The organism is Kitasatospora sp. NPDC043950 (genome assembly GCF_056435345.1).
The window spans coordinates 84,810-111,465 of record NZ_JBWKER010000021.1 but is presented as its reverse complement, the minus strand read 5'-3'; the positions used below and the strand labels follow the sequence as shown (position 1 = coordinate 111,465).

The 26,656-nt window shown below is 73.7% G+C and carries 25 protein-coding genes; 10 read left to right on the top strand and 15 right to left on the bottom strand.

Translation table 11 applies throughout. From position 1 onward, the window contains the following. Positions 1-118: 118 nt before the first annotated feature. Positions 119-1,558 (bottom strand): amino acid permease, encoded by a 1,440-nt coding sequence (locus AC07BF_RS16460; RefSeq protein ID WP_350883615.1) that lies wholly within the window; start codon positions 1,556-1,558, stop codon positions 119-121. 245 nt (positions 1,559-1,803) lie between these two features. Next, complete coding sequence (locus tag AC07BF_RS16455) at positions 1,804-2,031, bottom strand: hypothetical protein (protein ID WP_363628248.1); 228 nt, start codon at positions 2,029-2,031, stop codon at positions 1,804-1,806. Between the two features lie 151 nt (positions 2,032-2,182). Between AC07BF_RS16455 and ku the strand changes: the two genes are divergently transcribed. Beyond that, positions 2,183-3,223 (top strand): non-homologous end joining protein Ku, encoded by a 1,041-nt coding sequence (gene ku, locus AC07BF_RS16450; RefSeq protein WP_478318000.1) that lies wholly within the window; start codon positions 2,183-2,185, stop codon positions 3,221-3,223. 44 nt (positions 3,224-3,267) lie between these two features. Next, the gene (locus AC07BF_RS16445; RefSeq protein ID WP_363581734.1) at positions 3,268-3,558 is read left to right on the top strand and encodes a hypothetical protein; all 291 of its coding nucleotides are present in this window, start codon (positions 3,268-3,270) and stop codon (positions 3,556-3,558) included. Between the two features lie 57 nt (positions 3,559-3,615). Here AC07BF_RS16445 and AC07BF_RS16440 read toward each other — a convergent pair whose 3' ends face one another. Then, a complete protein-coding gene (locus tag AC07BF_RS16440; RefSeq protein WP_363581736.1) occupies positions 3,616-5,004 on the bottom strand; it encodes an NADP-dependent succinic semialdehyde dehydrogenase in 1,389 nt (462 codons plus the stop codon). A gap of 123 nt (positions 5,005-5,127) precedes the next feature. Beyond that, complete coding sequence (locus tag AC07BF_RS16435) at positions 5,128-5,409, bottom strand: DUF6158 family protein (RefSeq protein ID WP_350883625.1); 282 nt, start codon at positions 5,407-5,409, stop codon at positions 5,128-5,130. A gap of 173 nt (positions 5,410-5,582) precedes the next feature. Here AC07BF_RS16435 and AC07BF_RS16430 point away from each other — a divergent pair, with 173 nt between their 5' ends. Continuing rightward, positions 5,583-6,566, top strand: a complete 984-nt coding sequence (locus AC07BF_RS16430) for an adenosine deaminase (RefSeq protein ID WP_478318001.1) — start codon at positions 5,583-5,585, stop codon at positions 6,564-6,566. A gap of 75 nt (positions 6,567-6,641) precedes the next feature. On the opposite strand, the gene AC07BF_RS16425 is transcribed toward AC07BF_RS16430, so the two are convergent. The 4 genes from AC07BF_RS16425 to AC07BF_RS16410 all read right to left on the bottom strand — a co-directional run bounded on the left by AC07BF_RS16425 (position 6,642) and on the right by AC07BF_RS16410 (position 9,430). Then, positions 6,642-7,259: a vitamin K epoxide reductase family protein gene (locus AC07BF_RS16425; protein ID WP_478333523.1), complete on the bottom strand. Its 618-nt coding sequence runs from the start codon at positions 7,257-7,259 to the stop codon at positions 6,642-6,644. Beyond that, the gene (locus tag AC07BF_RS16420) at positions 7,256-8,053 is read right to left on the bottom strand and encodes a DsbA family protein (RefSeq protein WP_400986970.1); all 798 of its coding nucleotides are present in this window, start codon (positions 8,051-8,053) and stop codon (positions 7,256-7,258) included. Before AC07BF_RS16420 ends, AC07BF_RS16425 begins: the two co-directional genes overlap by 4 nt. 98 nt (positions 8,054-8,151) lie before the next feature. After that, the gene (locus AC07BF_RS16415) at positions 8,152-8,811 is read right to left on the bottom strand and encodes a hypothetical protein (RefSeq protein WP_363628255.1); all 660 of its coding nucleotides are present in this window, start codon (positions 8,809-8,811) and stop codon (positions 8,152-8,154) included. A 166-nt stretch (positions 8,812-8,977) separates the two neighbouring features. Further along, on the bottom strand, positions 8,978-9,430 hold the full coding sequence (locus AC07BF_RS16410; RefSeq protein WP_363581746.1) for an SRPBCC family protein: 453 nt from the start codon (positions 9,428-9,430) through the stop codon (positions 8,978-8,980). Positions 9,431-9,565: 135 nt separating this feature from the next. On the opposite strand from AC07BF_RS16410, the gene AC07BF_RS16405 reads away from it, so the two are divergent. Then, positions 9,566-10,435, top strand: coding sequence for an Fpg/Nei family DNA glycosylase (locus AC07BF_RS16405; RefSeq protein WP_363628257.1), 870 nt, complete (start codon positions 9,566-9,568; stop codon positions 10,433-10,435). An 87-nt stretch (positions 10,436-10,522) separates the two neighbouring features. Here the strand turns inward: AC07BF_RS16405 and AC07BF_RS16400 are convergent, their stop codons facing one another. Then, a complete protein-coding gene (locus tag AC07BF_RS16400; RefSeq protein ID WP_079135406.1) occupies positions 10,523-11,383 on the bottom strand; it encodes an SAM-dependent methyltransferase in 861 nt (286 codons plus the stop codon). Between the two features lie 228 nt (positions 11,384-11,611). Here AC07BF_RS16400 and AC07BF_RS16395 point away from each other — a divergent pair, with 228 nt between their 5' ends. The 4 genes from AC07BF_RS16395 (at position 11,612) to AC07BF_RS16380 (ending at position 15,757) form a co-directional block, all read left to right on the top strand. Beyond that, on the top strand, positions 11,612-12,472 hold the full coding sequence (locus tag AC07BF_RS16395; RefSeq protein WP_363581750.1) for a polysaccharide deacetylase family protein: 861 nt from the start codon (positions 11,612-11,614) through the stop codon (positions 12,470-12,472). A 178-nt stretch (positions 12,473-12,650) separates the two neighbouring features. Next, the gene (locus AC07BF_RS16390) at positions 12,651-12,977 is read left to right on the top strand and encodes a hypothetical protein (RefSeq protein WP_363581752.1); all 327 of its coding nucleotides are present in this window, start codon (positions 12,651-12,653) and stop codon (positions 12,975-12,977) included. A 139-nt stretch (positions 12,978-13,116) separates the two neighbouring features. Continuing rightward, positions 13,117-13,989 (top strand): sulfurtransferase, encoded by an 873-nt coding sequence (locus tag AC07BF_RS16385; RefSeq protein ID WP_363581754.1) that lies wholly within the window; start codon positions 13,117-13,119, stop codon positions 13,987-13,989. 241 nt (positions 13,990-14,230) lie between these two features. Beyond that, positions 14,231-15,757, top strand: coding sequence for a M1 family metallopeptidase (locus tag AC07BF_RS16380; protein WP_478333522.1), 1,527 nt, complete (start codon positions 14,231-14,233; stop codon positions 15,755-15,757). A gap of 101 nt (positions 15,758-15,858) precedes the next feature. Here the strand turns inward: AC07BF_RS16380 and AC07BF_RS16375 are convergent, their stop codons facing one another. The 3 genes from AC07BF_RS16375 to AC07BF_RS16365 form a co-directional block, all read right to left on the bottom strand. Then, complete coding sequence (locus AC07BF_RS16375) at positions 15,859-16,719, bottom strand: AAC(3) family N-acetyltransferase (RefSeq protein ID WP_400986975.1); 861 nt, start codon at positions 16,717-16,719, stop codon at positions 15,859-15,861. A 142-nt stretch (positions 16,720-16,861) separates the two neighbouring features. Beyond that, positions 16,862-17,836, bottom strand: coding sequence for an NAD-dependent epimerase/dehydratase family protein (locus AC07BF_RS16370; RefSeq protein ID WP_363581760.1), 975 nt, complete (start codon positions 17,834-17,836; stop codon positions 16,862-16,864). A 93-nt stretch (positions 17,837-17,929) separates the two neighbouring features. Next, positions 17,930-19,282 (bottom strand): condensation domain-containing protein, encoded by a 1,353-nt coding sequence (locus tag AC07BF_RS16365; RefSeq protein ID WP_400986977.1) that lies wholly within the window; start codon positions 19,280-19,282, stop codon positions 17,930-17,932. A gap of 238 nt (positions 19,283-19,520) precedes the next feature. Here AC07BF_RS16365 and AC07BF_RS16360 point away from each other — a divergent pair, with 238 nt between their 5' ends. Continuing rightward, positions 19,521-20,795, top strand: a complete 1,275-nt coding sequence (locus AC07BF_RS16360; protein WP_478333521.1) for an MFS transporter — start codon at positions 19,521-19,523, stop codon at positions 20,793-20,795. Between the two features lie 141 nt (positions 20,796-20,936). Here AC07BF_RS16360 and AC07BF_RS16355 read toward each other — a convergent pair whose 3' ends face one another. Next, positions 20,937-21,779, bottom strand: a complete 843-nt coding sequence (locus tag AC07BF_RS16355) for a class I SAM-dependent methyltransferase (protein ID WP_363623688.1) — start codon at positions 21,777-21,779, stop codon at positions 20,937-20,939. A 471-nt stretch (positions 21,780-22,250) separates the two neighbouring features. Here AC07BF_RS16355 and AC07BF_RS16350 point away from each other — a divergent pair, with 471 nt between their 5' ends. Beyond that, positions 22,251-24,302: a hypothetical protein gene (locus tag AC07BF_RS16350; RefSeq protein WP_363628263.1), complete on the top strand. Its 2,052-nt coding sequence runs from the start codon at positions 22,251-22,253 to the stop codon at positions 24,300-24,302. Positions 24,303-24,346: 44 nt separating this feature from the next. On the opposite strand, the gene AC07BF_RS16345 is transcribed toward AC07BF_RS16350, so the two are convergent. Further along, the gene (locus AC07BF_RS16345; RefSeq protein ID WP_478333520.1) at positions 24,347-24,841 is read right to left on the bottom strand and encodes a hypothetical protein; all 495 of its coding nucleotides are present in this window, start codon (positions 24,839-24,841) and stop codon (positions 24,347-24,349) included. Between the two features lie 183 nt (positions 24,842-25,024). Continuing rightward, the gene (locus AC07BF_RS16340) at positions 25,025-26,611 is read right to left on the bottom strand and encodes a CehA/McbA family metallohydrolase (RefSeq protein ID WP_478318007.1); all 1,587 of its coding nucleotides are present in this window, start codon (positions 26,609-26,611) and stop codon (positions 25,025-25,027) included. Positions 26,612-26,656 lie beyond the last annotated feature (45 nt).

Here is a 26,656-nt window from a genome sequence, read left to right as displayed (position 1 = left end):
TACGCCCCCCCCCCCCCCCCCCCCCCCCCCCCCCCCCCCCCCCCCCCCCCCCCCCCCCCCCCCCCCCCCCCCCCCCCCCCCCCCCCCCCCCCCGGCACCGTCGCGCGGCGCGGACGGGTCAGGACTCCGCCGCCACCGCGGCCCGCCGCCGTCGGCCCACCACGGCCGAGGCCGCGAGCACGATCGCCGCGGCGACCAGCGACAGGTACATCTGCTTGCGCCCGTCGGCGTCGGTGAACATGTACGCCACCACGAACCCGATCATGCCGATGGCCGTCCAGGTCAGATAGGGGTACAGCCACATGCGGACGGTCAGCCGCTCGGGAGTCTCCCGCTCGATGATCCGGCGCATCCGCAGCTGGGAGAAGCAGATCACCAGCCAGACGAACAGCGCAACCGCGCCGGAGGAGTTGAGCAGGAAAGCGAACACCGTGTCCGGCGAGGTGTAGTTGAAGAACACCGCGACGAAGCCGAAGACCACCGAGGACAGGATGGCCACCCGCGGCACGCCCCGCTTGGTCACGGTCGCGAAGGCCTTCGGCGCGTCCCCGCGCTGGCCGAGCGAGAAGGCCATCCGGGAGGCCGTGTACATCCCGGAGTTGAGGCAGGACAGCACGGCCGTCAGCACGATCACGTTCATCACCTGGCCGGCGCCCGGGATGCCCACGTGCTCCAGCACCGCCACGTACGGGCTGCCCTTGACGGCGTCCGAGTCCCACGGCAGCAGGGTGACCACGAGCAGGATCGAGCCCAGGTAGAAGATCCCGATGCGCCAGATCACGCTGTTGGTGGCCTTGCTGACCGCGCGCTCCGGGTCCTCCGACTCGCCCGCGGCCAGGGTGACGATCTCGCTGCCCATGAAGGCGAAGACCACCGTGAGCATGCCGGTGAACACCGCGCCCACGCCGTGCGGCAGGAAGCCGCCGTGGCCGGTCAGATTGCTGGTGCCGACCGCGTGGGTGCCGGGCAGCAGGCCGAAGACGGCGAGCGTGGCGATCACCAGGAACGCGGCGATCGCCACCACCTTGATCCCGGCGAACCAGAACTCGAACTCGCCGTAGGAGGCCACCGAGAACAGGTTGGTGGCGGTCAGCACCGCCATCACGAGCAGCGCGAACGCCCACTGCGGCACGCCGGGCATCCAGGCGTTGAGGATCTTCGCGCCGGCGGTCGCCTCCACCGCGAGCACCACGACCCAGAAGAACCAGTACAGCCAGCCGATGGTGAACCCGGCCCAGCGGCCGAGCGCGCGGTCCGCGTACGCCGAGAACGAGCCGCTCTGCGGGTCGGCCGCCGCCATCTCGCCGAGCATCCGCATCACCAGCACGACCAGCACACCGGCCAGCGTGTAGGAGAGCAGGATGCCCGGCCCGGTGGTGGCGATGCCCGCGCCGGAGCCGACGAACAGGCCGGCGCCGATCACCCCGCCGATGGCGATCATCGACAGGTGGCGGTTCTTGAGCCCCGCCTTCAGGTGGCCCTCGCCGCCGTGCCCGGGCGGCCCGGCCTGCTGGGGGACCTGGGCGGCTGCCGCAGGCCTGGTGGTGTCCGCACTCATCAGATGAGCCCTGTGCCTTTCCCGCGCGCGGCGCGACCCTCGGCTCGTTGCGCCGGAGGGTGGGGGACGGACCCGCGCATTGCGGTGCAACCTAACTTCTACGGCCGCGTATCGGAACAGAGCATCCGTAAATGTTCGGTAACCGGACGCAAAAAGCCAGGTCAGAGCGGGTGGAAATGCGGTGCGAAAAGCTCAAATCTGACGCACCGCCAATGCGTCGGAGGCGCTCGGACCCCCGTCGCGGCTCACGACCCGCGCAGGTCCAGCACGGTGATCCGCGCCGCGTCCGCGGGCCGGCCGGTCAGCCGCGCCGCCAGGATCCGGGGGATGTCGCCCTCCTGCGAGTATCCGGGCACCACCTCGACCTCCGCCCGCCGCACGCCGGCCTCGCCCCACACCGCGTACACCACCCGGTACACGGTCCGCTCCGGTGGCGGCGGCGGTGCGCCCTGCGCACGGCTCCGGACGGTCATCGGCATCGACCTCCTCGGCCCATTGTCGGCCCGGTGTGGCCGATCGGGGCAAACCCGGGCACAGTGGGATTCTCGGCACGTCCTCGGCGCGAGGACGCCGGGCCGGGCGGGAACCTCCGGCAACGGGAAACTCCGGGAAGGAGCGACCCCCATGCAGACCACCTGGAAGGGGACGATCAGCTTCGGGCTGGTCAGCATCCCCGTCCACCTCTACTCGGCCACCCAGGAACACGACGTCCCGCTGCACCAGGTGCACGCCAAGGACGGCGGGCGGGTGCGGATGAAGCGGTACTGCGAGCGGGAGGAGAAGGAAGTCCCGTACGCGGAGATCGCCAAGGGCTACGAGTCCCCCGACGGCCGGACCGTCACGCTCACCGACGAGGACCTCGCCGACCTGCCGCTGCCCAGCAAGAAGATCATCGACGTGCTGGCCTTCGTGGACGCCGACGAGATCGACCCGCTGATGTTCTCCAAGGCCTACTACGTGGGAGTCGCCGACCAGGCCGCCGCCAAGCCGTACGCCCTGCTGCGCGACGCGCTCACCGCGTCCGGGCAGATCGCCGTCACCAAGATCGCGCTGCGCACCCGGGAATCCCCGGCGGTGCTGCGGGTGCACGACGGCACACTGGTGCTGCAGACCTGCATCTGGCCCGACGAGGTCCGCCCCGCGGCCGGCATCGCGCCCGAAGAGGACGTCACCGTCCGGCCGCAGGAGCTCAAGATGGCGCGGTCGCTGATGGACACCCTCTCCGAGGACTTCGACCTCGCCCAGTTGCACGACGACTACCAGCGGGCGCTCCAGCAGGTGATCACGGCCCGGTTGGAGGGCGTCGAGCTCCCGCACGAGGAGGAGCCGGGCGAGGCGCCCGACAACGTGATCGACCTGATGGAGGCGCTGCGCAGCAGCCTCAAGCGGGCCAAGGGCGGGCGGGGGCACGCCGCCGGGCCCGACGAGGACCAGCCGGAGGAGGAGCAGCCCGCGCCCCGCAGGCGCGCCCCGGTGAAGAAGCCCGCCGGATCGGCGGCCGCCGCCGGGAAGGCCGCCCCGGCGAAGAGGACCGCCCCGGCGAAGAAGACCGCGACCGCGAAGACCGCGACCGCGAAGACCGCGACCGCGAAGTCCACGACCGCTAAGGCCGGGGCGGGAAAGACCGCGACCGGAAAGTCCACGGCTCCGCGCAAGGCCTCCTGAGCCCCGCGGATCCGGCAGCCCCCCGAGAACCGGAGGCGATCCCGATGGACCTGCTGACGTACAAGGAACTCGACACCGAAACCGACCCCGAGGCCCCGCCGCCGCACCGGAGCCCGGCGCAGCGGGCCTGGCACTGGCTGCTCGGCCTCAACCCGACCGCCGTGGTGTTCATGGTCGCGCTCTCGCTCGGCCTGGGCATGGTCGGCGCCCAGGTGAGCTGGCTGCCGATGCTGGTGCTGATGGCCATCGTCTGGGGAGCGACCGTCCTCGCCCTGGTCGGCGTGGTCGCCCGCTGGATGACGCCCGGCCGGGGCAGGCACCGCGTGGCGCCCTGACCCGGCCGCGTCCGCGTCCGGCTCGTGCCCGGCTCGTGCCCGGCGGTCCGGGGGTGCTCAGCCGATCCACACCGTGGTGATGTTGCAGAACTCCCGGATCCCGTGCCCGGACAGCTCCCGGCCGAACCCGGAGCGCTTGACGCCGCCGAACGGCAGCGCCGGGTGGGAGGCGGTCATCCCGTTGAAGAACACCCCGCCGGCCTGGATGTCGCGGACGAAGCGCTCCTGCTCGCCCTCGTCCCGGGTCCAGACGTTGGAACTGAGCCCGAACGGCGTGTCGTTGGCGTGCGCCACCGCCTCGTCCAGGTCGGCGACCCGGTAGACCGTGGCGACCGGGCCGAAGGTCTCCTCCTGGTGGATCCGCATGGCCGGGGTGATGCCGGTCAGCACCGTCGGCTCGTAGAAGTAGCCGGTGTCCCAGCCCTCCGGGCGCCCGCCGCCGCACTCGACCCGGGCGCCGTGGGTGCGGGCGTCCTCGACCAGTTCCTCCAGGTCGTCCCGGCCCTGGCGGCTGGCCAGCGGGCCGACGTCGGTCGCCTCGTCCATCGGGTCGCCGACGCGCAGCGCCCGCATCGCCTCGGTGAAGGCGGCGGTGAAGCGGTCGTACACGTCGGTGTGCACGATGAAGCGCTTGGCGGCGATGCAGGACTGCCCGTTGTTCTGCGCCCGGGCCCGGACGGCGGTGCGCACCGCCGCGTCCAGGTCGGCGCTGGGCAGCACCACGAAGGGGTCGCTGCCGCCCAGTTCCAGGACGGCCTTCTTCACCTCGTCGGCGGCGGTGGCGGCGACCGCCCGCCCGGCGGGCTCGCTGCCGGTGAGCGTCACCGCGGCCACCCGGCGGTCCCGGATCACGCCCTCGACCGCGCCCGAGCCGATCAGCAGGGTCTGGAAGCAGCCCTCCGGGAAGCCGGCCCGCCGGAACAGCTCCTCCAGCGCCAGCGCCGTCCGGGGCACGTTGGAGGCGTGCTTGAGCAGGCCGACGTTGCCCGCCATCAGGGCCGGCGCGGCGAACCGGACCACCTGCCAGAACGGGAAGTTCCACGGCATCACGGCCAGCACCGCCCCGAGCGGGCGGTAGCGGACGTAGGCGCGGGCGGCGCCGGAGTCGGCGACGTCGGCCGGGGCGGGGTGCTCGTCGGCGAGCAGTTCCTCGGCGCGGTCGGCGTACCAGCGCATCGCCGTGGCGCACTTGGCGGCCTCGGCCCGGGAGGCGGCGAGCGGCTTGCCCATCTCCTCGGTCATCGTGCGGGCGATCGCCTCCCGGTCCTGGTCCAGCAGGTCGGCGGCCCGGCGCAGCAGGTCGGCACGGGCGGCGAAGGGGGTGGTGCGGTAGCCGTGGAACGCGGCCTCGGCGCGGGCCAGCCGCTGTTCGATGCCGGCCGCGTCGAGCGGTTCAAAGGTCTCCAGGATCTCGCCGGTCGCGGGGTTGACGCTGGCGATGGGCATGCGGGGCTCCCAGGGGGGTCGGGGTCCGGTGCGTCTGCGCCTCTCACCCTCCCCGACGGCCCGCCCGGGGGCACGCCACCACCGCCCGGCGTGTCCCGCCGGACGGTGGTGGCGCGGGCACGTCTACTCGGGCAGCGACTCCACCCGGGCCGCCGCCTCGCGGGCCCGGGCGCCGGCTCTGGTCCGCCCGGCCGTCACCAGCCGGCTGGGAAAGCGGTGCAGGTACTCGGCCTCCAGCTGCCCGGTGCGCAGGGTGTGCCGCTTGAGGGCCTCCTCCGAGCCGTACAGGAAGGTCTCGTGGCGCGTGCGGTGCAGCTGTTCCAGCTCGTGCAGGAGCGTGTCGTTGCCCAGGGCGTGCGGGGAGACGCCCGCAGGCCGGATGTGCGGATCCTCGACGTGCCGCATCTGGTACCTCCTCGGCGGAAGCCCCCTCCTCCAGGGTGCCCGCTGCCCCCGGCCGGTGCACCAGTTCGGGTGGCCGGGGGCGCGCCCGTCAGGCCGATCGTGATCGAACGGATCGTAGGATGAATGCTTCTGGACTCTTCGCTCCCGCCCCCTACAGCTCGGACAGATCCCCCATGCCGCTCCCCAAGGCCGAACTCCACCTGCACATCGAAGGCACCCTGGAGCCCGAACTCGCCTTCGCCCTCGCCGCCCGCAACGCGGTCACGCTGCCCTACGCCGACACCGAGGCGCTGCGGAAGGCGTACTCCTTCAGCGACCTGCAGTCCTTCCTGGACCTGTACTACGCGCTGATGGCCGTGCTGCGCACCGAGGAGGACTTCGCCGACCTCGCCGACGCCTACCTCACCCGGGCGGCCGATGCGGGGGTCCGGCACGCGGAGATCTTCTTCGACCCGCAGGCGCACACCGCGCGTGGTGTGCCGCTCGGCGTGGTGGTCGACGGCCTGACCCGGGCGCTGGCGCTCAGCGAGGAGCGGCACGGGATCAGCACCCGGCTGATCATGTGCTTCCTGCGGGACGAGTCCGCCGAATCCGCGCTGGAGACCTTCGAGGCCGCCCGCCCGTACTTCGACCGGATCGCGGGCATCGGCCTCGACTCGGCCGAGGTCGGCCACCCGCCGGCCAAGTTCCGCGAGGTCTACCGGCGGGCCGCCGAGGCCGGGCTGCGCCGCGTCGCGCACGCGGGCGAGGAGGGCCCGGCGTCCTACATCACCGAGGCGCTGGACGTGCTCGGCGTCGAGCGGATCGACCACGGCCTGCGCTGCCTGGAGGACGGCGAGCTGGTCGCGCGGCTGGTCCGCGAGCAGGTCCCGCTGACGCTCTGCCCGCTCTCCAACGTCCGCCTGCGGTGCATCGACACCCTCGCCGACCACCCGCTGCGCGAGATGCTGGAGGCCGGCCTGCTGGTCACCGTCAACTCGGACGACCCGGCGTACTTCGGCGGCTACGTCGACGACAACTTCCGGGCCGTGCAGCAGGCCCTCGCGCTCGACGAGGAGACCTTGCGCCGGCTCGCCGCCAACTCCTTCCGGGCCTCCTTCATCGACGACGAGCGCCGGGCCGAACTGCTGGCCGAGGTCGAGGAGTTCCGCTTCTAGGAACTGTCCTGGGCGGCGGCTGACGGGTCGGCCGCCCGGCCCCGGAGCGTAGGGCCCGGGGCCGGGCGGACAAGGTCAGAGCAGGGTGCTCCAGTAGTACCAGAACCGGTTGAGGACCAGCAGGGCGATCACCGCGTACCAGAGCGCCGGGACGACCCAGTGGTAGCGCGCCGCCTCGCGGACGACCGGGCGCAGGGCGCGGCCGGTGGGGATGATCCCGGAGCGCAGGTTGTGCAGGGTGGTGTACCAGAACAGCGGGATCATCGAGGCCCAGACCACCATGCAGTACGGGCAGAGCGCGCTGATCCGGTAGAGCGCCTGGTACATCAGCCAGGTCACGAAGCCGATGCCGAAGACCGTCCCGGTCTGGAGGCCGAGCCAGAACCAGCGCCGGTACGTCGCCCCGGAGAGCAGCCCGGCGCCGATCGCGATGACGACCCCGAAGCCGACCAGGCCGAGCAGCGAGTTGGGGAAGCCGAAGGCCTCGGCCTGGTCGCTGCGCATGATCGAGCCGCAGCTGATGATCGGGTTGATGTTGCAGGAGGGGACGTACGACGGGTCCTTCAGCAGCCGGATCTTGTCCAGGGTGAGGACCGAGGAGGCGAACAGGCCGACCGCGCCGCCGATCAGCAGCAGCCAGGCGAACGGGCGGCTCGCGCCGTACGTCCGCGCGGCGGGGGCGGCGGCCGTCATCCGGTCACCTGCTTGACCATCGCGGTGAACTGCTCGGGCGTGGCGGCCTTGCCGCCGGTGAGGACGTCCAGCTTCTTGCCGTCCAGCTTGACGGTCGGGGTGCCGGTGACGTCGCTCTTGTCGAACTCCTCGTTGACCTTGGCCGCCCACGGCGCGTAGGTACCGTCCTGGACGGCCTTGACGAAGCCGTCGGTCTTCAGCCCGGGCACCTGGCCGGCCAGGTCGAGGAGGTGGTTGACGTCGCCGAAGCCGTCGGTGCGCTCGTCGGGCTGGTTGGCGTAGAGCACGTCGTGGAACTGCTTGAACTTGTCCACGCCCTCGTTGAGCGCGGCGCCGGCGGCGGCCAGCGCGGTGCGCGAGCCCTTGCCGCCGAGGTTCTTGTCCAGGAACGTCGCCAGGTGGTACTCGATCTTGTACGTGCCGTCGTCGGCGAGCTGCTGGACGGCCTTGCCGGTGGTGGTCTCCAACTGCTCGCAGTACGGGCAGCGGAAGTCCTCGTAGATCTCCAGGGTGTGCGGGGCGTCGGCCCTGCCGTAGGTGATCACGGTGCCGTCCTGGCCGCCCGTGTTGGCGGGGACGACCAGCGGGCCGCTCGCGGCCGCGTCGGCGGAACCGGAGCCGGAGGAGCCGCCGACGGCGAAGGCCACACCCGCCACGAGGGCGAGCACGGCGGCGGAGGCGCCGCCGACCACGACCCGGCGGCGGATCCGGTCGGAGCGCTCGGCCTGGGCGCGGGCGGCGTGCATGCGGTCGGTGGCGCTGGTCTTGGCGGCGGCCTTGCGGGTGTTGCTCATGAGGTGTCGTCCTGTGCTCTCGGGCGTGCGGGGGTGCGGGCGCGCGGGGCGCGCGGCGAGAGGACCGGCCGGGAGCGGCGCCGAGCGGCGCGCGCCTGTCAGCAGGCCAGGGCGAGCGCCGGCGGACCGCGCCGGACGGTCGGGCGGACGACGACGTCCTCGGCCGGGACCAGGGTCCGGCTGGCCCGGGGGAACGGCACCCGCGCCACCGGGCGGGCCGGGACGGGCGCGGCGAGCAGCCGCAGCCAGCGGGCGGCGGCCGGCAGGTGCCGGTGCAGGAAGTCGCCCAGCATCCGGGCGGTGCGGGCGAGGCCGGCCAGCGCGGCGTCCGCGCGGCGCAGCCAGAACGCGCCGGCCAGCGCGATCGCGGCGTGCAGCAGCAGGAGCAGCAGGACGCCGGTCTGCTGGGAGACGCCGTGGCCGAGCAGGAACCCGCCCAGCGAACCGCCGCCGCACAGCAGCGGCTGGAAGCCGCGCGCGGAGCCGGGCGGCAAGGACGGGCAGGTGGTCTGGGCGAAGTCGAACAGCGCGCTGACGCCCAGCTCCAGCGGCAGGAACACCGCCGCGACCGCCGGGTAGCCGCGCTCGCGGCCGGCCGGCGCGTACGCCACCGCGAACACGGCGACGCAGGCCAGGGCCATCGGGCCGGCCGGCAGCGCGCGGCCGGTGACCAGCACCTGGCCGAGCCCGGCGAGCAGCACGACCAGCGCGGCGAAGACCGCCGCGCGGAGCGTCCTGGTGACCGGGCCGATGTCCATGGCATCCGAGTCTGCCACAGGTTGAAAGCGAAACAGTCGGGCCGGAGGTCCGCTGTGAAGAGCCTCACCACCGGCGCTGAGCTGGGCTTATGCGGCCCTTATGCGGGTTGGGCCGCCGTGCTCACCGGGGCTGCCCGCCGCGCTCGCCCGGGCCTGCCGGCTGCGCTCAGCCGCGTCTGCCCGCCGCGCCGACCCGCTCCTCGACCAGTTCCCGGAAGTGCTCCAGGTCGCCCCGCACGGTCCGCTCGATCGCCCCGGCCAGGGCGAAGCCGCGCGGCCCGCCGAACGCCTCGTGCATCGCCTCCGGGTCGTACTCCACCCGGATCTGCAACCGGGTGTGCCGGGCGTCCAGCGGCAGCAGCGCGAACGCGCCGTGCAGCCGCGGTTCGTCGAGCGTCCGCCAGGACATCACCCGGCCCCGGCCGCGGTCGGTGATCTCGGTGTCCACCGCCCGCTCGGCGCCGTCGACCTCCACCCCGAGGTGCGCCAGGTTCCGCCCGTGCGGGTGGGCGCTGCGGACGCCGTCGACGAACTGCGGGTACTCGTGCACCCGGTGCAGCTGCTCCCAGGCGGCGAGGACGGGGACGGCGAGGTCGATCTGTTCCTCAAGGATGCTCATCACGGTGCTCCGTGGCGGGGGCGCATGGGGGTCGCGGGGTACGGCGCGTAGTTCCAGCCTGCGCCCCGCGCGGGGGTCGGGCAAAGGCACGCCCCCGGGCGGGCGGCCGGCGCGGGGCTGCGGGAGACTGGGCGCATGCCGGAGCTGCCCGAGGTCGAGGCGCTGAGCGACTTCCTGTCCGAGCGGCTGACCGGGCGCGTCATCGCCCGGGTGCAGCCGGTCGCGATCAGCGCGCTGAAGACGTACGACCCGCCGGTCACCGCGCTGGAGGGGCGGACGGTCGGCCCGGTGACCCGGCGCGGCAAGTTCCTGGACATCGAGGCCGGCGGGCTGCACCTGGTGGTCCACCTGGCCCGGGCCGGCTGGCTGCGCTGGAAGGACGGCCTGCCCGCCGAACCGCCGCGCCCGAGCCCGAGGAACCCGCTGGCGCTGCGGCTGCGCCTGGCCGGGGAGGCCGGCGACGGCTTCGACCTGACCGAGGCGGGGACGAAGAAGGGCCTCGCGGTCTACGTGGTGAAGGATCCGGCCGAGGTGCCCGGGGTGGCCCGACTCGGCCCCGACCCGCTGGACCCGGCGTTCACCCTGGCGGACTTCGCCGCCCTGCTGAGCGGCGACCGGCGCCGGCTCAAGGGCGTGCTGCGCGACCAGGGCGTGCTGGCCGGGGTGGGCAACGCCTACTCGGACGAGGTGCTGCACGCGGCCCGGATGTCCCCGTACAAGCTGGCGTCCAGCCTGACCGAGGAGGAGGCGGCGCGGCTCTACGAGGCGCTCGGCGCCACGCTGCGGGACGCGGTGGAGCGCTCGCGGGGGCTGGCGGCGGGGGAGCTCAAGGCGGAGAAGAAGCTGGGGCTGCGGGTGCACGGCCGGACCGGCCTGCCCTGCCCGGTCTGCGGGGACACCGTGCGCGAGGTGTCCTTCGCGGACTCCTCGCTGCAGTACTGCCCGACCTGCCAGACCGGGGGGAAGCCGCTGGCGGACCGGCGGCTGTCGCGGCTGCTGAAGTGAGGGCACGGGCGGGGCGGGCCCGGTGCGGCCCGCCCCACCCGGGGTGGGTTTCCGTGGGGCTCCGGTGGGGGCGGGCCCGGCGCGGGTTCAGCGCTTGACGGCGACGCCGCCCCAGTAGTACGCGGCCTTCGGGTCGGCCGGCGGCTCGCCGTCCGGGCGCCAGGCGAGGACGGGGGAGAGGCCCGGCTCGACCAGGTCCCAGCCGTCGAAGAAGCGCAGGACGTCGTCGTGGGTGCGCGGGACGAGGGTCATGCCGCCGGCCCGGGCGGCCTCGGTGACCTTGCCGACCGCCTCCGGGTCGAAGTCCTGGGTGGGGGTGGTGAGGGCGATGCAGCTGCCGGCGGGCAGGGCGTCGCGCAGGGCGGCGACCCGTCCCCACGGGTCGTCCTCGTCGGCGATGAGCATCAGCACGGCGATCATCAGCAGGCCGACCGGCTGGGTGAGGTCCAGCGTGGCGGTGAGCGCCGGGTCGGTGAACAGTTCCTCGGGCTTGCGCAGGTCGGCGTGGATGTAGGTGGTCCGGCTGGCGGGGCTGGACACCATCAGGGCGCGGGCGTGGGCGAGCACGATCGGGTCGTTGTCGACGTAGACCACCCGGGTGCCGGGGCTGACCGCCTCGGCGATCTCGTGGGTGTTGGGCGAGGTGGGGATGCCGGTGCCGAGGTCGAGGAACTGGCGGATGCCGTGTTCCCGGGCGAGGTGGCGGACGGCCCGGCCCTGGAAGGCGCGGTTCGCCTTGGCCATCTGCTTGACGCTCGGCACGGCCTCCTCGATGGCCTGCCCCATGGCACGGTCCGGCGGGAAGTTGGTCTTGCCGCCCAGCCAGTAGTCGTACACGCGCGCCGAGTGCGGGGCGGTGGTGTCGACGCCGAACCGTTCCCACTGGCTCAGCTCGGCGGGGTCGTCGTCGGGCCGGCCCTGGTCCGGGATGTCCTGACTTGTCGTCATGGCCACGTCCTCTGATGGCAGATCATCACACTGGGGAAGGCACAGCGTAGCGGTCGGGAGGGGAGGCCGAGCGTCCGGTCGGGGAAGTCGCGGGGAAGCCGGGGGCGGGCGGGGTGCGCTTGCGCCGTCGGAGTGGTGATCGGGCCCGTCTGAGGCGCCATCGGGGAGCGGCGGCGCTACACGGGGGAAGCATTCAGAATGCTGTCAGATCATCAGATTTACTCACGAATGCCCTCGCGGCGACTGCTACTGGTCGCGGCCGGGATGTCCCTGCTCGGGGCGGCCGGCTGCGGCAGCCCCTGGAGCGACGCGGACGACGCCGGGGCGGGCGCCACGGCGCGGCCGCCGGGTGCCGCGCCGGAGGCCTCCGGACCGGGCTCCGGGCCGGAGGCGGCCCAGGCCGCCCCCTCCGCGGCGCCCCCGCCCGCCCCCACGGCTGCGCCGCCGCCCGCCGCCGCCCCGCCGATGCCCGCCCGCCGGCGGCTCACGGAGGAGGAGGCCAAGCCGGTCAACCAACTCGACCCGGGCCAGCGGGTGGTGGGGCTCACCATCGACGACGGGCCGGATCCCCGGTACACGCCGACCGTCCTGGCGCTGCTCCAGCAGTACGGGATCCGGGCGACGTTCTTCCTGGTCGGCGAGTGCGCCGTCGAGAACACCGGGCTGGTCCGGGAGATCGCGGACCGCGGCCACCACATCGGCAACCACACCTGGACCCACCCCGACCTGCGGCACATGTCCGACGAGGCGGTGCGGGACGAACTGGAGCGCACCTCCGACCTGCTGTACCGGACCACCGGGCGCCAGCCGTCCTGGTTCCGCGCGCCCGGCGGGGACTGGTCGCCGGTCGCGCTCAGGGTGACCACCGAGCTCGGGATGCGGCCGATGGGCTGGACGGTGGACCCGGAGGACTGGGCCACGCCCGGGACCTCGGTGATCACCGAGCGGATCCTCAAGAACGTCCGGCCGGGGTCGATCGTGCTCAACCACGACGGTGGCGGTGACCGCTCACAGACGGTGGCGGCGCTGAAGGCGTACCTGCCGGTGCTGGTCGACCAGGGGTACTCCTTCTCGGCCCCGTCGAACTGAGCGGGGGCGCGGGGCGGCGGGTGCGGGTGGCGGTTTCCCGATGAAGGTCGCGGCTTTACCGCTTAAACCACCCGAAAGAGTGGCTTGGGAGAACCGTTTCTGCTGATTTTGGGCCTCTAGGGTGATCTCGCATCAATGCATCAGGTACCACCAGGTACCTCCTGAAAGGCCATCAATCATGCGTCTCCGCAACACCGCACTCGCCGTCGCCAGCGCCGTCGCCCTCGTCCTCGCGGTTCCGACCTCCGCCGGCGCCGCCACCGGCGACTTCCTCTACAAGGTCGGCCCCGGTGTGCCGGCCGGGCTCGCCGACCCGGAGAGCGGCCAGTGCATCAACCTGTTCGGGGCCACCGAGAAGGACCCGGCCTTCGCGCCGGAGAACTTCACCACCTCGACGGCCACGGTCTTCCTGGACTTCGACTGCAAGGGCGACGTCTTCTACGTCATGAACCCCGGCAAGAAGCTCGGCGACCGGCTGAAGCTGCGCTCCGTGGTCTTCTCCTGAGTGGGGTGGCCCGGGCCGGACGGTCGGCGTAGCGTCGAACTGTCCGGCCCGGTCGCCGGCGCCCCGCCGTGCCCGTGCGCGGCTCGCTGTGCCCGTGGTCGGGCGCCCCAAGCCTGGGCAGAGCGAAGGAGGGCCTGGGATGACCGGCAACGGCTATGCACACCCCGAGGCGCTGGTCCGCACCGAGTGGCTGGCCCGCCACCTGGACGACGGGACGATCCGGGTCGTCGAGGTGGACGAGGACACCACCGCCTACGACCGGGACCACATCCCCGGCGCGATCGGCTGGAACTGGACCACCGACCTGCACAGCCGGGTCGGCCGCGACTACGCCGACCGGGAGGGCGTCCAGCACCTGCTGCGGGCGGCCGGCGTGGAGGACGACACCACCGTGGTGCTCTACGGCGGCAACAACAACTGGTTCGCCGCGTACGCCTACTGGCTGCTGCGGTTGCGCGGCTTCGGGCCCGTGCGGCTGCTGGACGGCGGGCGCAAGAAGTGGGAGCTGGAGGGGCGCGGGCTCACCGAAGAGGTGATGGACTACCAGCACACCGCCTACCGGCTGACCGGGCCCGAGCGCCCGGAGCTGCGGGCGCTGCGGGACGAAGTGCTCGGCAAGGCCGAGCTGTTCGCCAAGCCCGGTTCGGACGCGGTGCTGGTCGACGTCCGCTCGCCCGCCGAGTACCGGGGCGAGCTGATCGCCCCGCCGCACCTGCCGCAGGAGCAGGCGCAGGTGCCCGGGCACATTCCCGGCGCGGTGAACGTCCCCTGGTCGCAGGCGGCCAACGACGACGGGTCGTTCCGCTCGGCGGAGGAACTGCGGGCGCTGTACGCGGGGAAGGGCGTGGAACCGGAGCGCGAGGTGATCGCGTACTGCCGGATCGGCGAACGGTCGGCGCACACCTGGTTCGCGCTCACCGAGCTGCTGGGGTACCCGCACGTGAAGAACTACGACGGCTCGTGGACGGAGTACGGCTCGCTGGTGCGGGCGCCGGTGACGCTCGGCGGGTGAGGGGGCGGCGGGTGAAGGGGCGGCGGGTGAAGGGGGTCAGGAGTGAGTGGGCCGGGGGGTGAGGGGTCGGGGCGTGAGGGACGGGTGGGGCGCGGGGGGCCGGCGGGGTGTGTGACGGTGCCGCGGCGGTGCCGTGTCGGCCTGTTTCTTTTCATGAACATCTCACAATTGGGGAGTGGAGCGGGAGCCACCGGGACATGGATCGATCCGACCCATCGTCCCAGTGACCCTGGAGGACCACGTGCGCAAGAGGCTGATCGTCTCTGCTGCCAGCGCCCTGAGCCTGTTCCTGGCCGTCCCCGCCTCGGCGGCCGACTTCCAATCCGGCGCGGCCGGCATCGGAGACCCGTACTACCCGACCTACGGGAACGGCGGGTACCGCGTCTCGCACTACGACATCCGGCTGAAATACCAGCCCGCCACCGACGAGCTGGAGGGCACCACCACCATCCTCGCCACGGCGACCGAGAACCTCTCCCGCTTCAACCTCGACTTCGCGCTGAACGTCCAGGAGGTCCGGGTCAACGGACGTCCGGCGACCTTCGCCACCAGCGGCGAGCAGGAGCTGGAGGTCACGCCCGCCCGGCCGCTCGCCAAGGGCAGCCAGGCGACCGTGGTGGTCCGCTACAAGGGCGTCCCGTCCACCGTGAAGAAGTACGGCTTCACCGCCTGGCTGCGCACGCCGGACGGCGCGGTGGCCGCCGGCGAGCCCGAGTCGGCGTGGTGGTGGTTCCCGAGCAACGACCACCCGAGCGACAAGGCCACCTTCGACGTCTCGGTCCAGGTGCCGGACGGCAACCAGGTGATCAGCAACGGCATCCTGACCAGTGCCGTCTCCCAGGCCGGCTGGACCCGCTACAGCTGGCGCGAGAACAAGCCGCAGGCGACCTACCTGGCCACCCTCGCGGTCGGCAAGTTCGACGTCACGACCGACACCACGCCGAGCGGGCTGCCCGTCTACAACGCGTACAGCAAGGACCTCGGCGAGGACACCGACGCGGCCAAGGCCAGCGTCGAGCGCACCGGCGAGATCGTCGACTGGCTGAGCGGCTACTTCGGCGACTACCCGTTCAGCTCGGTCGGCGGCTACGTGCCCAACGTCAAGACCGGCTTCGCCCTGGAGACCCAGACCCGGGTCTTCTACAGCCCCCGGCAGTTCGCGCGCGGCTCCAACACCTCCGTCGTTGTCCACGAGCTGGCCCACCAGTGGTACGGCGACAGCGTCTCGGTCTCGCACTGGAGTGACATCTGGCTGAACGAGGGCTTCGCCCGGTACTCGCAGTTCCTCTGGTCCGAGCACGAGGACGAGGGCACGGCGCAGGAACTCGCCGACTACGTCTACGCCTCGCACCCGGCCGACGACCCCTTCTGGACCGTCAAGCCGGGCGACCCGGGCGCCGCCAACCAGTTCGCGAACGCCGTCTACGACCGGGGCGCGGTGGCCATCCAGGCGCTGCGCAACGCCGTCGGGGACGACAAGTTCTTCCGGATCCTGAAGGGCTGGCCCACCGAGCGCCGCTACGGCAACGCCTCCGTCCCGGAGTTCCAGGCGTACGCGGAGAAGGTCTCCGGGAAGAAGCTCGGGGACCTCTTCGCCACCTGGCTGTTCACCGCCTCGAAGCCGGCCGCCGGGCCGGCGCCGGCCGCAGCGGCGGCCTCGCTCGCGCCGGGTGCCGGCGCGGGACAGGACGCCGGGCGGCTGCCGGCGGAGCCGAAGTCCTGGAAGAAGATCCAGGAGACCAACTCGCTGCACGACGAGGAGCGTTGATTCCTGGGTCCGTTGAGCCCCCGGATGTGACCTGGTGACCTGGTGACCTGGTGACGGGCGTGGTCCGGTCGGCCGCTTGAGGAAGCGGGCGGTCGATCGGGCTACGCCGCTCCGGGGCCGTCCGCCGCCAGCAGCTCGGTGAGGCGGCGGACGGTGAAGGGTATGAGCTCCCGGACCGGGATCAGCCGACAGGGCGCGTTGCCGACCAGCACCTCGCGGATGCCCGCCCGCTCCTCGAACTCCTTTCCCACGGCCGGGAAGTGGGTGTCGTTGTCGTCGCCCACGTCGGGTGCCTCGATCCAGACCCGCTCGCCCTGGATCGCCATCGGGAAGCGCCGGAGCTTGAGGCGGCGGTTGGGCGCGAAGGTCTCTGCGTAGTGCAGGAAGGTGTTGCGGTTGTGCCCGACACCGATCAGCAGCACGTACCCGCCGAGGTCGTGCAGCGCGCCGAAGGGCGACTCGCGGCCGACCGCGAAGCCCAGCGAGCGGCGGGCGGTGACCTCGCGGGCGTGCGCCCCGACCGCGGCGACCGAGGCCTGCGGATGCGTGCTGCGCAGGCTCTCCGGCAGCGCGCGCAGCGCCTCCGGTACGGCGCCCATCAGTGAGGGGAGCCCGGGGTGGAACAGCGGGACGGCGGCGCGCCGTTCGGCGACCTCGGGGCTCGGCAGGCCGGTGTGCTCCGGTGCCGGGTCCCGGACGACGGCGGTGGTGAAGGTGGGCACCGCGACCGTGCCGCCGGGCCCGACCGCCTCGCGCAGGCTGGCCACCACGGACGCGGCACCGCCGTCGACCCGGCCGAGGCTGGAGAGCGAGGAGTGCACGATCATCGCCATGCCCTCGCGGACGCCCACCCGCCGCCAGCCCTCGACGAGATCGGCGGTGCTGAGCGGCGCTTCGAGCGGTGCGTCGAGCGGGGTGGTGCGCGGGCCGGCGCTGTGCGCGGTGGTGCGGTGCGCGGTCATGGTGCCCCCTGGCGGTGCTGTGCAGGTGCTGGTGGGATCGTTCGGGGCCGACCATAGCGCGTGACACTGACAACCGGTCAGGACGGGGTGGCGGTCCGGCAGTCCGTCCTGACCGGTCGTGCGGTGCAAGGTCGGAGGCCGTTCAGGGCCTCGACCCCGTCGCTTCGGCCAGCACCCGGGCCTCCTGCTCGGGCGTGAAGCCGTGGCCGAGGGGCGGTTCGCCGCGCTCGCGGTCCCAGGCGAGCACGTCGGCGGCGGTGACCGCGAGCGGGGTCGCCGGCATCCCGGCCGCCCTGGCCCGGGCGGCGCTGCGCTGCTGTCCGGGCCAGAGCGGCGCGGCCCGGACCAGCGGGAAGAACGGCGGCGGCGCGCTCTCCGGCGGCACCGGGACGACCTCCACCTCGGTGCCCGCGACCTCGGCGCAGGTGGCGATCAGCCCGCCCAGTGTGGTCGGTTCGGCCGGGCCGACGGCGTGGAAGGCACCCGCCCGGCCGTCCTGGAGCAGCCGGACCACCAGCCGGGCCAGGTCGCGCACGTCGACCACCTGGACGGGCTGCTCCGGCCGCCCCGGCAGCGCGATCCGCCCGCCCCGGGCGGCCCGGCGCGCCCAGTAGGTGAGCCCGCGCTGCTCGTCGTGGGGGCCGGCCACCTTTCCGGGGCGCACGATCGTCGCCCCGTCCCCGTAGCGGGCGGTGACGTCGTCCTCGCAGGCGACCTTGAGCCGGCCGTACGTCTCCTCGGTGAGCTGCTCGGCGTCGCGCAGCGGTGCGCGGCGCGGGACGGACTCGTCCGAGCCGGGGGTGAGACCGGCGCGCTCGTACACCGCGTGGCTGGAGATGAACAGGTAGCGGCCGACCCGGTCGCCGAGCGCGTCCATGGCCTGGCCGACCTGGCGGGGGCGGTAGCCGCTGACGTCCACCACCGCGTCCCAGCGGCCGCCGCGCAGGGCGGTGTAGTCGCCGGTGTCGCGGTCGCCGATCAGGTGGGCGGCGGCGGGGAAGAGGCCGGGGTTGGTCCGGCCGCGGGTGAACAGGGCGACCTCGGCGCCACTGCGCAGGGCGTCGTCGGCGATCGCGCGGCCGACGAAGGAGGTGCCGCCGAGGAGGAGGATCCGCATGGGCCCAGCGTAGCGGCGGGGCCGGGGGAACAACGGATGGTGAGGGGGCGCCGGAGGGCACCGCGCATCACGCGGTGCCCTCCGGACAAGGGCCTAGGCTGCTTCGAGAGCGCGGGCCTCGGTGAGGATCAACTCCTCGATCCCGTAAAGGAAGCGCTCCATCGCCGGGCGCGGGAGCACCGCCGGGTCGGCCGTCATGGTCAGGCTCAGTGCGCCCGGGGACTGCAGCGCGTCCAGGGCGTAGGTCAGGCCGGGGCGGGGCTCGAACTCCACCGGCCAGGTCAGGGTGGTCACGTCCTCGCCTGTCCCGGTGTCGGGGGATGCGGTGACCAGCTCGCGGGTGTCGTTGAAGATGCAGGACCGGTCCGCGAGCGGGACGCCCTCGGCGGCGAGCCGCCCGATCTCGGCCTCCAACCGGAGCTTGTCGTAGTAGGCGTGGCGGTAGGCGCCGATCGCGGCGGCGTTGGTGCGTCGGACGACGTCCCCGAACTCGGCGGTGGCGTCCGGGAGGTGGAACAGCCCGTCGCCCGCGACCACGCTCACCGCGTTGGTCAGCTCGGGCAGGAAGCGGTTGCTCACCACGACGTTCAGCACCGCGTCCGTCGAACCCGACAGCCGGGCCGTCATCGCCGCCGTCGCCGCCAGCAGCACCGAGGAGGAGGTCACCCGGTGGGCGGCCGCCACCCGGTCCACCGCGCGGGGCAGCGCGGGCGAGCGCAGGACGGCGTTCGGGAACCCGGTGGCCGGCGTGGCCGGCTCACCGGGCGGGGGGAACAGCCGGGCCGGGGCCAGCCGCAGCTTGCGCAGGAACTGCTTGCGGGCGCCCTCGTCCCGCCGCCGACCGCGCTCCGAGGCCTGGAACTCCGCCTCCTCCAGCGGTTGCTGGGCGGGCTCGCGGATCTTGGCCAGCTCGTCCGGCGAGGTGCCCTGGCAGAGCGCGGTCAGGTCGGCCACCAGGCGGCTCATCCCCGTGCCGTCGACCGCGGTGTGCGAGAGCACCAGGCTCACGTACCGGGCCGACCCGCCCGTCTCCACGACGCCGACCCGGATCGGCCACTGGGCGGCGGTGTCGAACGGCAGCGCCGCCAGCTCCTCGTGCAGCCGCGCGCCCGCCTCGACCGGATCGGCCGGCTCCGCGCAGTGCCGTACCTCCACCTCCAACCGGCCCTCGGGGTCGACTACTTGGCGCAAGCGGCCGGCCTCGCCCGGCACCAGGCGGGTGTGCAGCGAGTCGTGCAGATGGAGCAGTCGCTCCAGGCCGGCGAGCAGGACGGGCAGCGGCAGCCCGGGGTCGAGCGGCGCAGCCGCGGCGATGTTGTAGCGCGGCGCGTCGGCCGGGGCGAGCCGGCTCACGGCGTCCCGGATGGCCTGTTGGCCCCAGGTGGCGGGACCGGACCCGGCCCGGCCGGACGAGAAGGCGATGTGCAGCAGTTGACGAGTGGTCACCGTGTGGCTCTCCGATGTGGCGGTGGATCGTGACGTCGTGCCGGTGCGTTGGGAGCGCGGATGCTGCTGGGGAGAGTGTGGCGCACCGCCTGCCCGCCGTCGAGGCCCGGAGCCCGGGGGCCGGGGCTCGGGCGGGCGCGCGGCCGGGGCTTCCGCATCTATCTCGACGTGAAGTATCTTGATGTCGAGATTGATGCCGATCATGCAACGGGGGCCTGCCATGCGGGGGAACGGACTGATGGCGCAGCTGCGGAAGCCGCCGGGCGGGCGGGACGCGCGGATCATGCTGCTGGCGCAGTGCGTCGACCGGACCGGGAGCGGGGTGTGGGCGGCGGCCTCGGTGCTGTACTTCACCTACGTGTGCGCAATGGACGCCCGACAGCTCGGCGTGCTGCTGGGCGTGGGCGCGGCGGCGGGGATCGCCGGGTCCCCGCTCGCCGGGCGGGCGGCCGAACGGCTGCCGGTGCGGTGGCTGCTGATCGGGTGCCACCTGCTGCGGATCGGGACGATGGGCCTGCTGCTGGTCGTCGACGACTTCGCCACGCTGCTCCCCGCCGTCGCCCTGACCTGCCTGGCCGAACGGGCGGCCAAGACCCTGGAGATGCTGTTCGCCACCCGGATCGCGGGCGAGCGGCGCGGCACGTACCAGGCGCTGTTCCGCAGCGTGGCCAACGCCGGGTACGCGCTCGGCGCGGGCATCGCGGCGATCGGCCTGGCGATGGGCACCACGACCGCCTACCGCGCGCTGATCGTGGCCAACGCGCTCTCCTTCGTCCTCGCTGCCGTCCTGGTCTGGCGCACCCGGGAGCCGGCCGGGCGCGGCCTGGTCGCGGCGGCCTCCGGGGAGGAACCCGCCGCCGCCCCGGCGGCCGTGCCGAGCCCCTGGCGCGACCGGGGCTACCTGCTGTTCGTCGCGCTGGACATGCCGCTGAACCTCGACGACTCGATCCTCAACGTCGGCCTGCCGCTCTGGCTCGTCCACCACACCGGCGCGCCGCACGCCGTCGTCCCGGCCTTCCTGATCCTCAACACGGTGCTCGTGGTGCTCCTGCAACTGCGCGTCTCGGCGCGGGCGGAGGGCCCGCGCGGGGCGTCCGCGGCGGTGGGCTGGTACGGCCTGACGCTGCTCGGCTGCTGCCTGCTGACCGCGCTCGCCACCGGCGGCGGGCCGTGGACGGCCTCGCTCGCGCTGCTCGCCGCGGCGATGCTGGTCACGCTGGCGGAGCTGATGCGCTCGGTGAGCTCCTGGGAGCTGGCGGTCGTCCTGGCGCCCCCGGGGGCCCAGGCCTCCTACCTGGGGGTGGCCGGGATGGCCCAGTCGGTGCAGAAGTCGGTGGGCCCGCTGCTGCTCACCGGCGTGGTGATGACGGCCGGTCCGGCCGGCTGGCTGGCCCTCGGCGCGGCGACCGTCGGCCTCGGCGCGCTCCAGCGCCGGGCCAGCCTGCGCCGGCTGGCGGCGCTGGCCGGCCCGGCGGCCGAGCCGTCGCCGCGGGTGGGCGCGGCGGTCGGCTGATCCGGCGCGTCGCGGCCGCCGGGCGCCCGCCGGGCCCGGTGTCGTCGGTCGGCCGGGACGGACGGCGAAGGGGGCGTCAGGGCCTCGTGACGTGCGGGGGGGGGGGGGGGGGGGTCGGCCGCGCTGCCGCGGGGCGGCTCGTCAGATCGGCTGGCGGGCCATTTCCGCCGGCCCGGGCCGGGTGGCGGTGACGACGTGGTAGTCGAGGAGGCCGCTGCGCCAGGCGGGGAGGAAGTTGCGGCTCCAGTGACCGGGAGGGACGGCGTCGGTGAGATAGCGGTCGAGGCCGGGCCAGACGGCGTCGCCGATGGACTCGGTGGTGATGGTGGTGAAGCCGGCCGCGGTGAGGTCGCTGGTGAAGGCGGCGAGGGGATGGGGGACGTCGAGGCCGTCGGCGAAGCTGGCGAGGAGGATGCTCAGGCGCTCGGTGATGTCCGGTCCGGCGGCGGCGAAGAAGGTGGTCACGACGAGTCGGCCGCCCGGGCGTAGGACGCGGGCGGCCTCGCGGGCGAAGCCGGTGAGTTCGCGGAAGTGCTGGGCGGCCTCGACGGAGTAGACGCCGTCCAGGGAGGCGTCGGCGAAGGGGAGTTGGTTGGCCGATCCGAAGGTGTAGGCCAGCCGATCGGGGTAGGTGGCCAGGGCTTTGGCGTTGACGGCGCGGGCGCGCTCGATCTGGTCCGGGTGGATGTCGACGCCGGTCACGCCCCCGAACCGGAACTCGCGCAGGGCGAGCGCCGCGCCGAGCCCGCGCCCGCAGCCGACCTCGGCCAGCCGCAGCCGCTCACGTGGCTCCGCGAACTCCCGCAGGACCCGGCGGTAGAGCTGCTCCTGGCTGTGGACCCGGTCCTCGGTCGTCGGGGCGGTGAGGTCCATGTCCTGCCAGTAGCCGAAGTTGATGAATCCACCGGCGAAGCTCGCGGCCCGGGACAGATCGCCGGCACCGTAGGTCCGGCGTACGGGGGCGGGGATGTGGTCGTGGCTCATGATGGTCGGTCTCCCGGTGTGTGATGTACCCGGTCTCGGCGGTGGAGTGACGACCCCGGACCGGGGGCGCTGAACGCGCAGTGTGACGGTGTGGCGGCGCTGTGACCGGCTCCGCGGTGTTCGGCGCCCGTCGGGCGCGCCGAGGTACGTACCCAAACCGGTGGTGATCCGAACACGGTACGTGATGGGCCCCGGTCCGGGGCGGGAAAGGGGCGCGGAGGTGGCCCGGGGGGCTCAGAACCCCGCCGCACTACCCGGGGCGGCTACCGGGCGCGCCCGGCCAATTCGCTACAGTCCGCGCGGATTGCCGAGGATGTGGGACAGGACGGCGACCACCGGGCCGTGCATCCCTGGCGCATCGGGCGCGCGGACTTCCTGCGGGACGCGGCCGACGGGGCGCCGGGGCGCCGGGGCGTGTCGTGCGGGCCGCCCGGCCCGTTACCGGGACGTCTGAACAGGAGAGGGGATTCCTTGGGGAACAGCGGAGGTGCCGCGGCGCATTCCGGCATCGACTTCCAGCAGCGCGTGGCGGCGCTCGCCATGTGCCACATGCTGTGCGACCTCGCCGATCTGAGCCTGCTGGGGCTCGACGGCACGGGCCGGGTCGAGGAGTTGCGGTTCGAGACGGAGGACGAGATCGACGACCTCGTGCTGGTCGGGCCCGGGGTGCGGTACTTCGTCCAGGCCAAGAACACGATCAGCGTGTCGGCCGCGCCGACCTCGGACTTCGGGTCGGTGCTGGGCCAGTTCGTGCGGCAGTACGTGACGGACAGCCGGCCAGGGGACGTCTATCTGCTGGCAACCTCGACCGAGGCGTCCGCCCGGGTGCGCAGGGAACTGCGCAAGTTGACGGAGGCCGCGCGGCTGAGCCGGTCGAGCAGCGCGGAGCTCCCGCTCAACGGGGCCGAGCGGGACGTCCTGGAGAAGACCGAGGGGCTGGTCCGGGCGCACTACCAGACGGCGACCGGGCGCGCGATCACGGCGGTGGAGCTGCGGGAGATCCTGGCCCGGATCAGGGTCAGCTCGCTGGACGTGCGGGAGGGCGGTTCGCTGGAGTCGGCCGCACTGCTGATGCTCAGCGTCCGGTCGGCGATCGGACCGCGGCTGCTCTGGGGCGGCCTGATCGCGCTGGCGGTGTCGCTGGCACGGGACAGGCTCGCGATCGATGCCGAGGGTCTGCGGGCGCGGATGGGCAAGTACGTCCGGGACCACCCGGAGCCGCCGGGGCCCGGCGCGAGCGGGCTGCTGAACCGGGAGACGGTGGCCGGGCTGGCGTTCGGCCGGGAGGTGGTGCTCGCGGAGGCCTCCTTCGAGGGGTACGAACTCGTCATCGCGGACTTCCGCAGGTTCGACGAGGCCGGGGCGAAGCGCGTCACCTTCGCGGACGGGCACGTCGAGTGGGCGCCGGGGGAGCGGTGGAGGGTCGTCGGACGGTGGGCCACCTGGGCGGGACTGGAAAGGCACCTCGAAAACCGTGCGGAGGAGTACCGGGACCGGCGGGTGCTCATGATCCCCGCCACGTTCACGGACGACCCGAGTGACGCACCGGCGGCCCGCGCGCACGCGGAGCACTGCGCGAACCTCGCCGAACGCGTCGAGGACGCCTTCGGCTGCCGGCACTGCGGCGACGCCGTGTCCGAGGCGGGCGCACCGCTGATCGAGGTCGACGAGGAGGGCCGCCCCGAGGACATCGGCCTGGTGCACGAGGAGTGCCTGCGGCCGACGGACCGGGTGCTCGGCGGGGTGGACGGCGAACTCCTCCGGGAGAATCCGCGGTTGCGCAACTTCGACTACGCGGGCTGGATCGCCGCCCTCCAGGGCGGCCAGTGGATGTTCGGCGGGATCGCGAGGGCGCAGCTGCCGGTCGCCCGCATCGCCTGGAAGTCGGAGTACGACGACTTCTCCCGGGGCGGCTGGTGTGTCCGGATCTCGTTGGAGGACGGCGGCGCGAACTACGTCACCGACCGCGGTCGGGTGGCCCGGCGCTCGGAGCGGAGGGCGGCGGAGGGCGCCGAGCGGATGAACGCGGACTTCGCCGCCGCGCGGAGGTCGGGGGATCCTTGGTGCTACACGCCCGACGGCTCCGGATTCGCCCCCTACTCGAGGCTGCTCCGCCAAGGGGAGGAGCCGATCCCGTGCGTCCGGGCCAAGGCGGTGCGGTACACCCGGGCCATCGGGGAGGCCTACTCGGACTGCCGGCGGTACTACGCGCCACTGGCGTACCTGGTGGACGCGGAGACCGGGGACCCCGTGGTCGTGGACGGGGTGATCACACTGCTCACCGATCCGCTGGAGCTGGACTCCTACGTGCGGAACTGGGCGCGCAGCGGCGTCGAGCTGCCCGAGTTCACGGTGGCCGGGATCCTGAGCGACGAGCAGTTCGACCGCTTCGTCCGGCTGGCGATGACGCGGGGCACGAACCTGGTCGTCAACCCGAAGCTGGCCCTGGACGGCTCCCTGGTGAGCGGGTACCTGTTGGACGTCTTCGAGGACCTGACGCGGGGCGCCGCGCCGGTCCTGTAGCGGGGCCGGGTGCCCGGGGCCGGGGCCTCGGGCACCCGGCGGGGTCACCAGCCGAGCAGGTGGGTGCGGCGGGTGAGGGCGGCGAGGATGGACTCGGTGGCGCCGGCGGGGGTGAGGGAGCTGGTGTCCAGGGTGTGCGGGCCGGGGACGGCGCCCGGGGTGGACTGGAGGACGACGAGGTGGAGGGCGGCGCCGGTGGTGCGGCTCTCGCGGCGGAAGGTGTCGAGGGTGGGCGGGGCGGCCGGGCACTCGACGATGACCTGGTAGCCGCCGGTCGCGTAGGCGAAGGCGGCCTGCGCGGCGGCGGCGAGGGCGGTGGTGTTCTGCCGCTCGGCCTCGGGGAGGTGCGGCGGGAGCTGGCCGCGCCGGATGACCCGCAGGAAGTCGTGCGCACGCAGGTGGACGCTCGGGTGCAGCTCCTCCGCGAGCCGGCTCGCGACCGGGCTCTGGCCGGCCCCGGCCGGGTCGACGAGGACGAGGACGCCGCCGGCGCCCCGGCCGCCCCCGAGCTCCGGCCCACCTACGGTCGTACGGTTCACAGCTGCTGATCCCTTCGCGGGCCGGGGACGGACGGGTAGCCGGGGCGAGGCGGTCGGAGTGCGGACGGGCCGGCCGGCCCGGATACGGACAGCCGACCGCCTCGTCCCTACGACTGGTGCTTTCGGGGATCAACCTAGTCCACGCCGGTGCCCCGAGTCGTCCCCACTCCTGCACCGGGGCGCTCAGCGGTCCTCGACGCGCAGCACGATCGGGTTGGTGAGGGCCGCCATCGGGCCCCAGGGGAGGTCCGGGCCCATCGCGTTGCCCTTGCCGGGCGACCCGTCCGGCTTCGGGTGGCGAACCTCGGCCCGGACGTAGGCGGCGAGCGAGGCCGTCGTGCGCCAGACCACCGTGCCGGAGCCGTCGGCGGGCAGTGACTCCTGGTGCAGCTGGCCCTCGTCGGTGAGGAGGCGGACCGTCCCGCCGGGCACGCCGGAGACGGCGAGCCGGACGTCCAGCGGGGCGTCCGCCGGGACGGCCAGCTCCTCGCCGATGCCGGCCCGGCGGCCGTGCCCGGTGACGGTGAACTCCAGCTGGACGGAGGCGGATTCGGCGAGCCAGCTGCGCCCGTCGCGCAGCCCGTCGAGGATCGCGTCCCGGGTGAGGTCCTCGGCCAGGACGACGTTGTGCGGGGAGCCGATGACCTGCGGGGCGCTGTGCGCGTCGCTGTTGCCCAGGGCGGGCAGCCAGGAACGGCCCTCGCGCAGGGCGACGGCGAGCCGGCCGTCCCAGGTGTCGACCGCGGACTCGTCGTCGTACGTCCAGGGCCCGTTCCACACCTCGACGCCGTCGGCCTGCTCGTAGCCGAACTTCCACTGGCAGGCGACGTACGGGCAGTACGGGTGCGCGGGCACCACCAGGCCGCCGGAGCGGTGGACCTGACGGACGAAGCGCGGGTACTCCTCGTCGCGGGAGCGGTAGCGCCAGTCGACGAACTGGCCCGCTTCGAGGCCGAGGGCCAGCCAGTGGCCGTTGCGGGTGGTGATCTCCTCGCCCGGGATGATCAGCAGGTCGGGGCCGGCCAGCGGGCCCCAGACCGCGTGCGAGGAACTGGTGTTGTGGTCGGTGGAGACGATGAAGTCGAGGCCGGCCGCGCGGGCTCCGGCGGCCACCTCCTCCGGGAGGCGCCGTCCGTCGGAGTGCACGGTGTGCAGGTGGCAGTCGCCCCGGTACCAGGCGCGGCCGCGGCCGCGGGCCCGCTCGGACGGGTAGTGCGGGGTGAACGCCGGCCCGGGGGCGCCGAACCGGAGGGTGACCTGGACGTGGTAGTCCAGCCCCTGCGGCGCGATCTGGTAGGGGCCGAGGGCGAGGTGCCAGGTGCCCGGGTTGATCGGGCCGGGGAGGTAGCCGGGGGTCGCGGTGTCGCGGGCGAGGCTGAACTCGGTACGGAAACCGCCGGACCAGCCGCGGAACCCGGGGCCGCCGAGGTCGGTGCCGCGTTCGTCGAAGATGCCGATGTCGCAGGAGTTGCCGGGGGTGCCGGCCGGGACCGGGGGCTTGTCGTAGCCGTAGCTGACGGCGATCTCGCGGACACCGGCGGGGACTTCGACGGGGAGGTGGACGAAGTCGGGGGAGCCGGTGGGGAGGTGGCCGGCGAGGGTGAGGGTCCGCTCGGTGCCGGGGGTGCCGGGGGTGCCGGGTGTGTCGGGTGCGGAGGCGGCGGCGGGGGTGGTCGCGGCCAGGCCGAGGGCGGCGGCGGCTCCGGTGGTGAGGCCGGTGCGGAGGAGGTCGCGACGGGCGGGGCGTGGGGTGTCGTGGTCGGCGGGCATCGGGTCCTCCGGGGCAGGGCGGGCGGGGTCCGTTCGGCTCCTTAC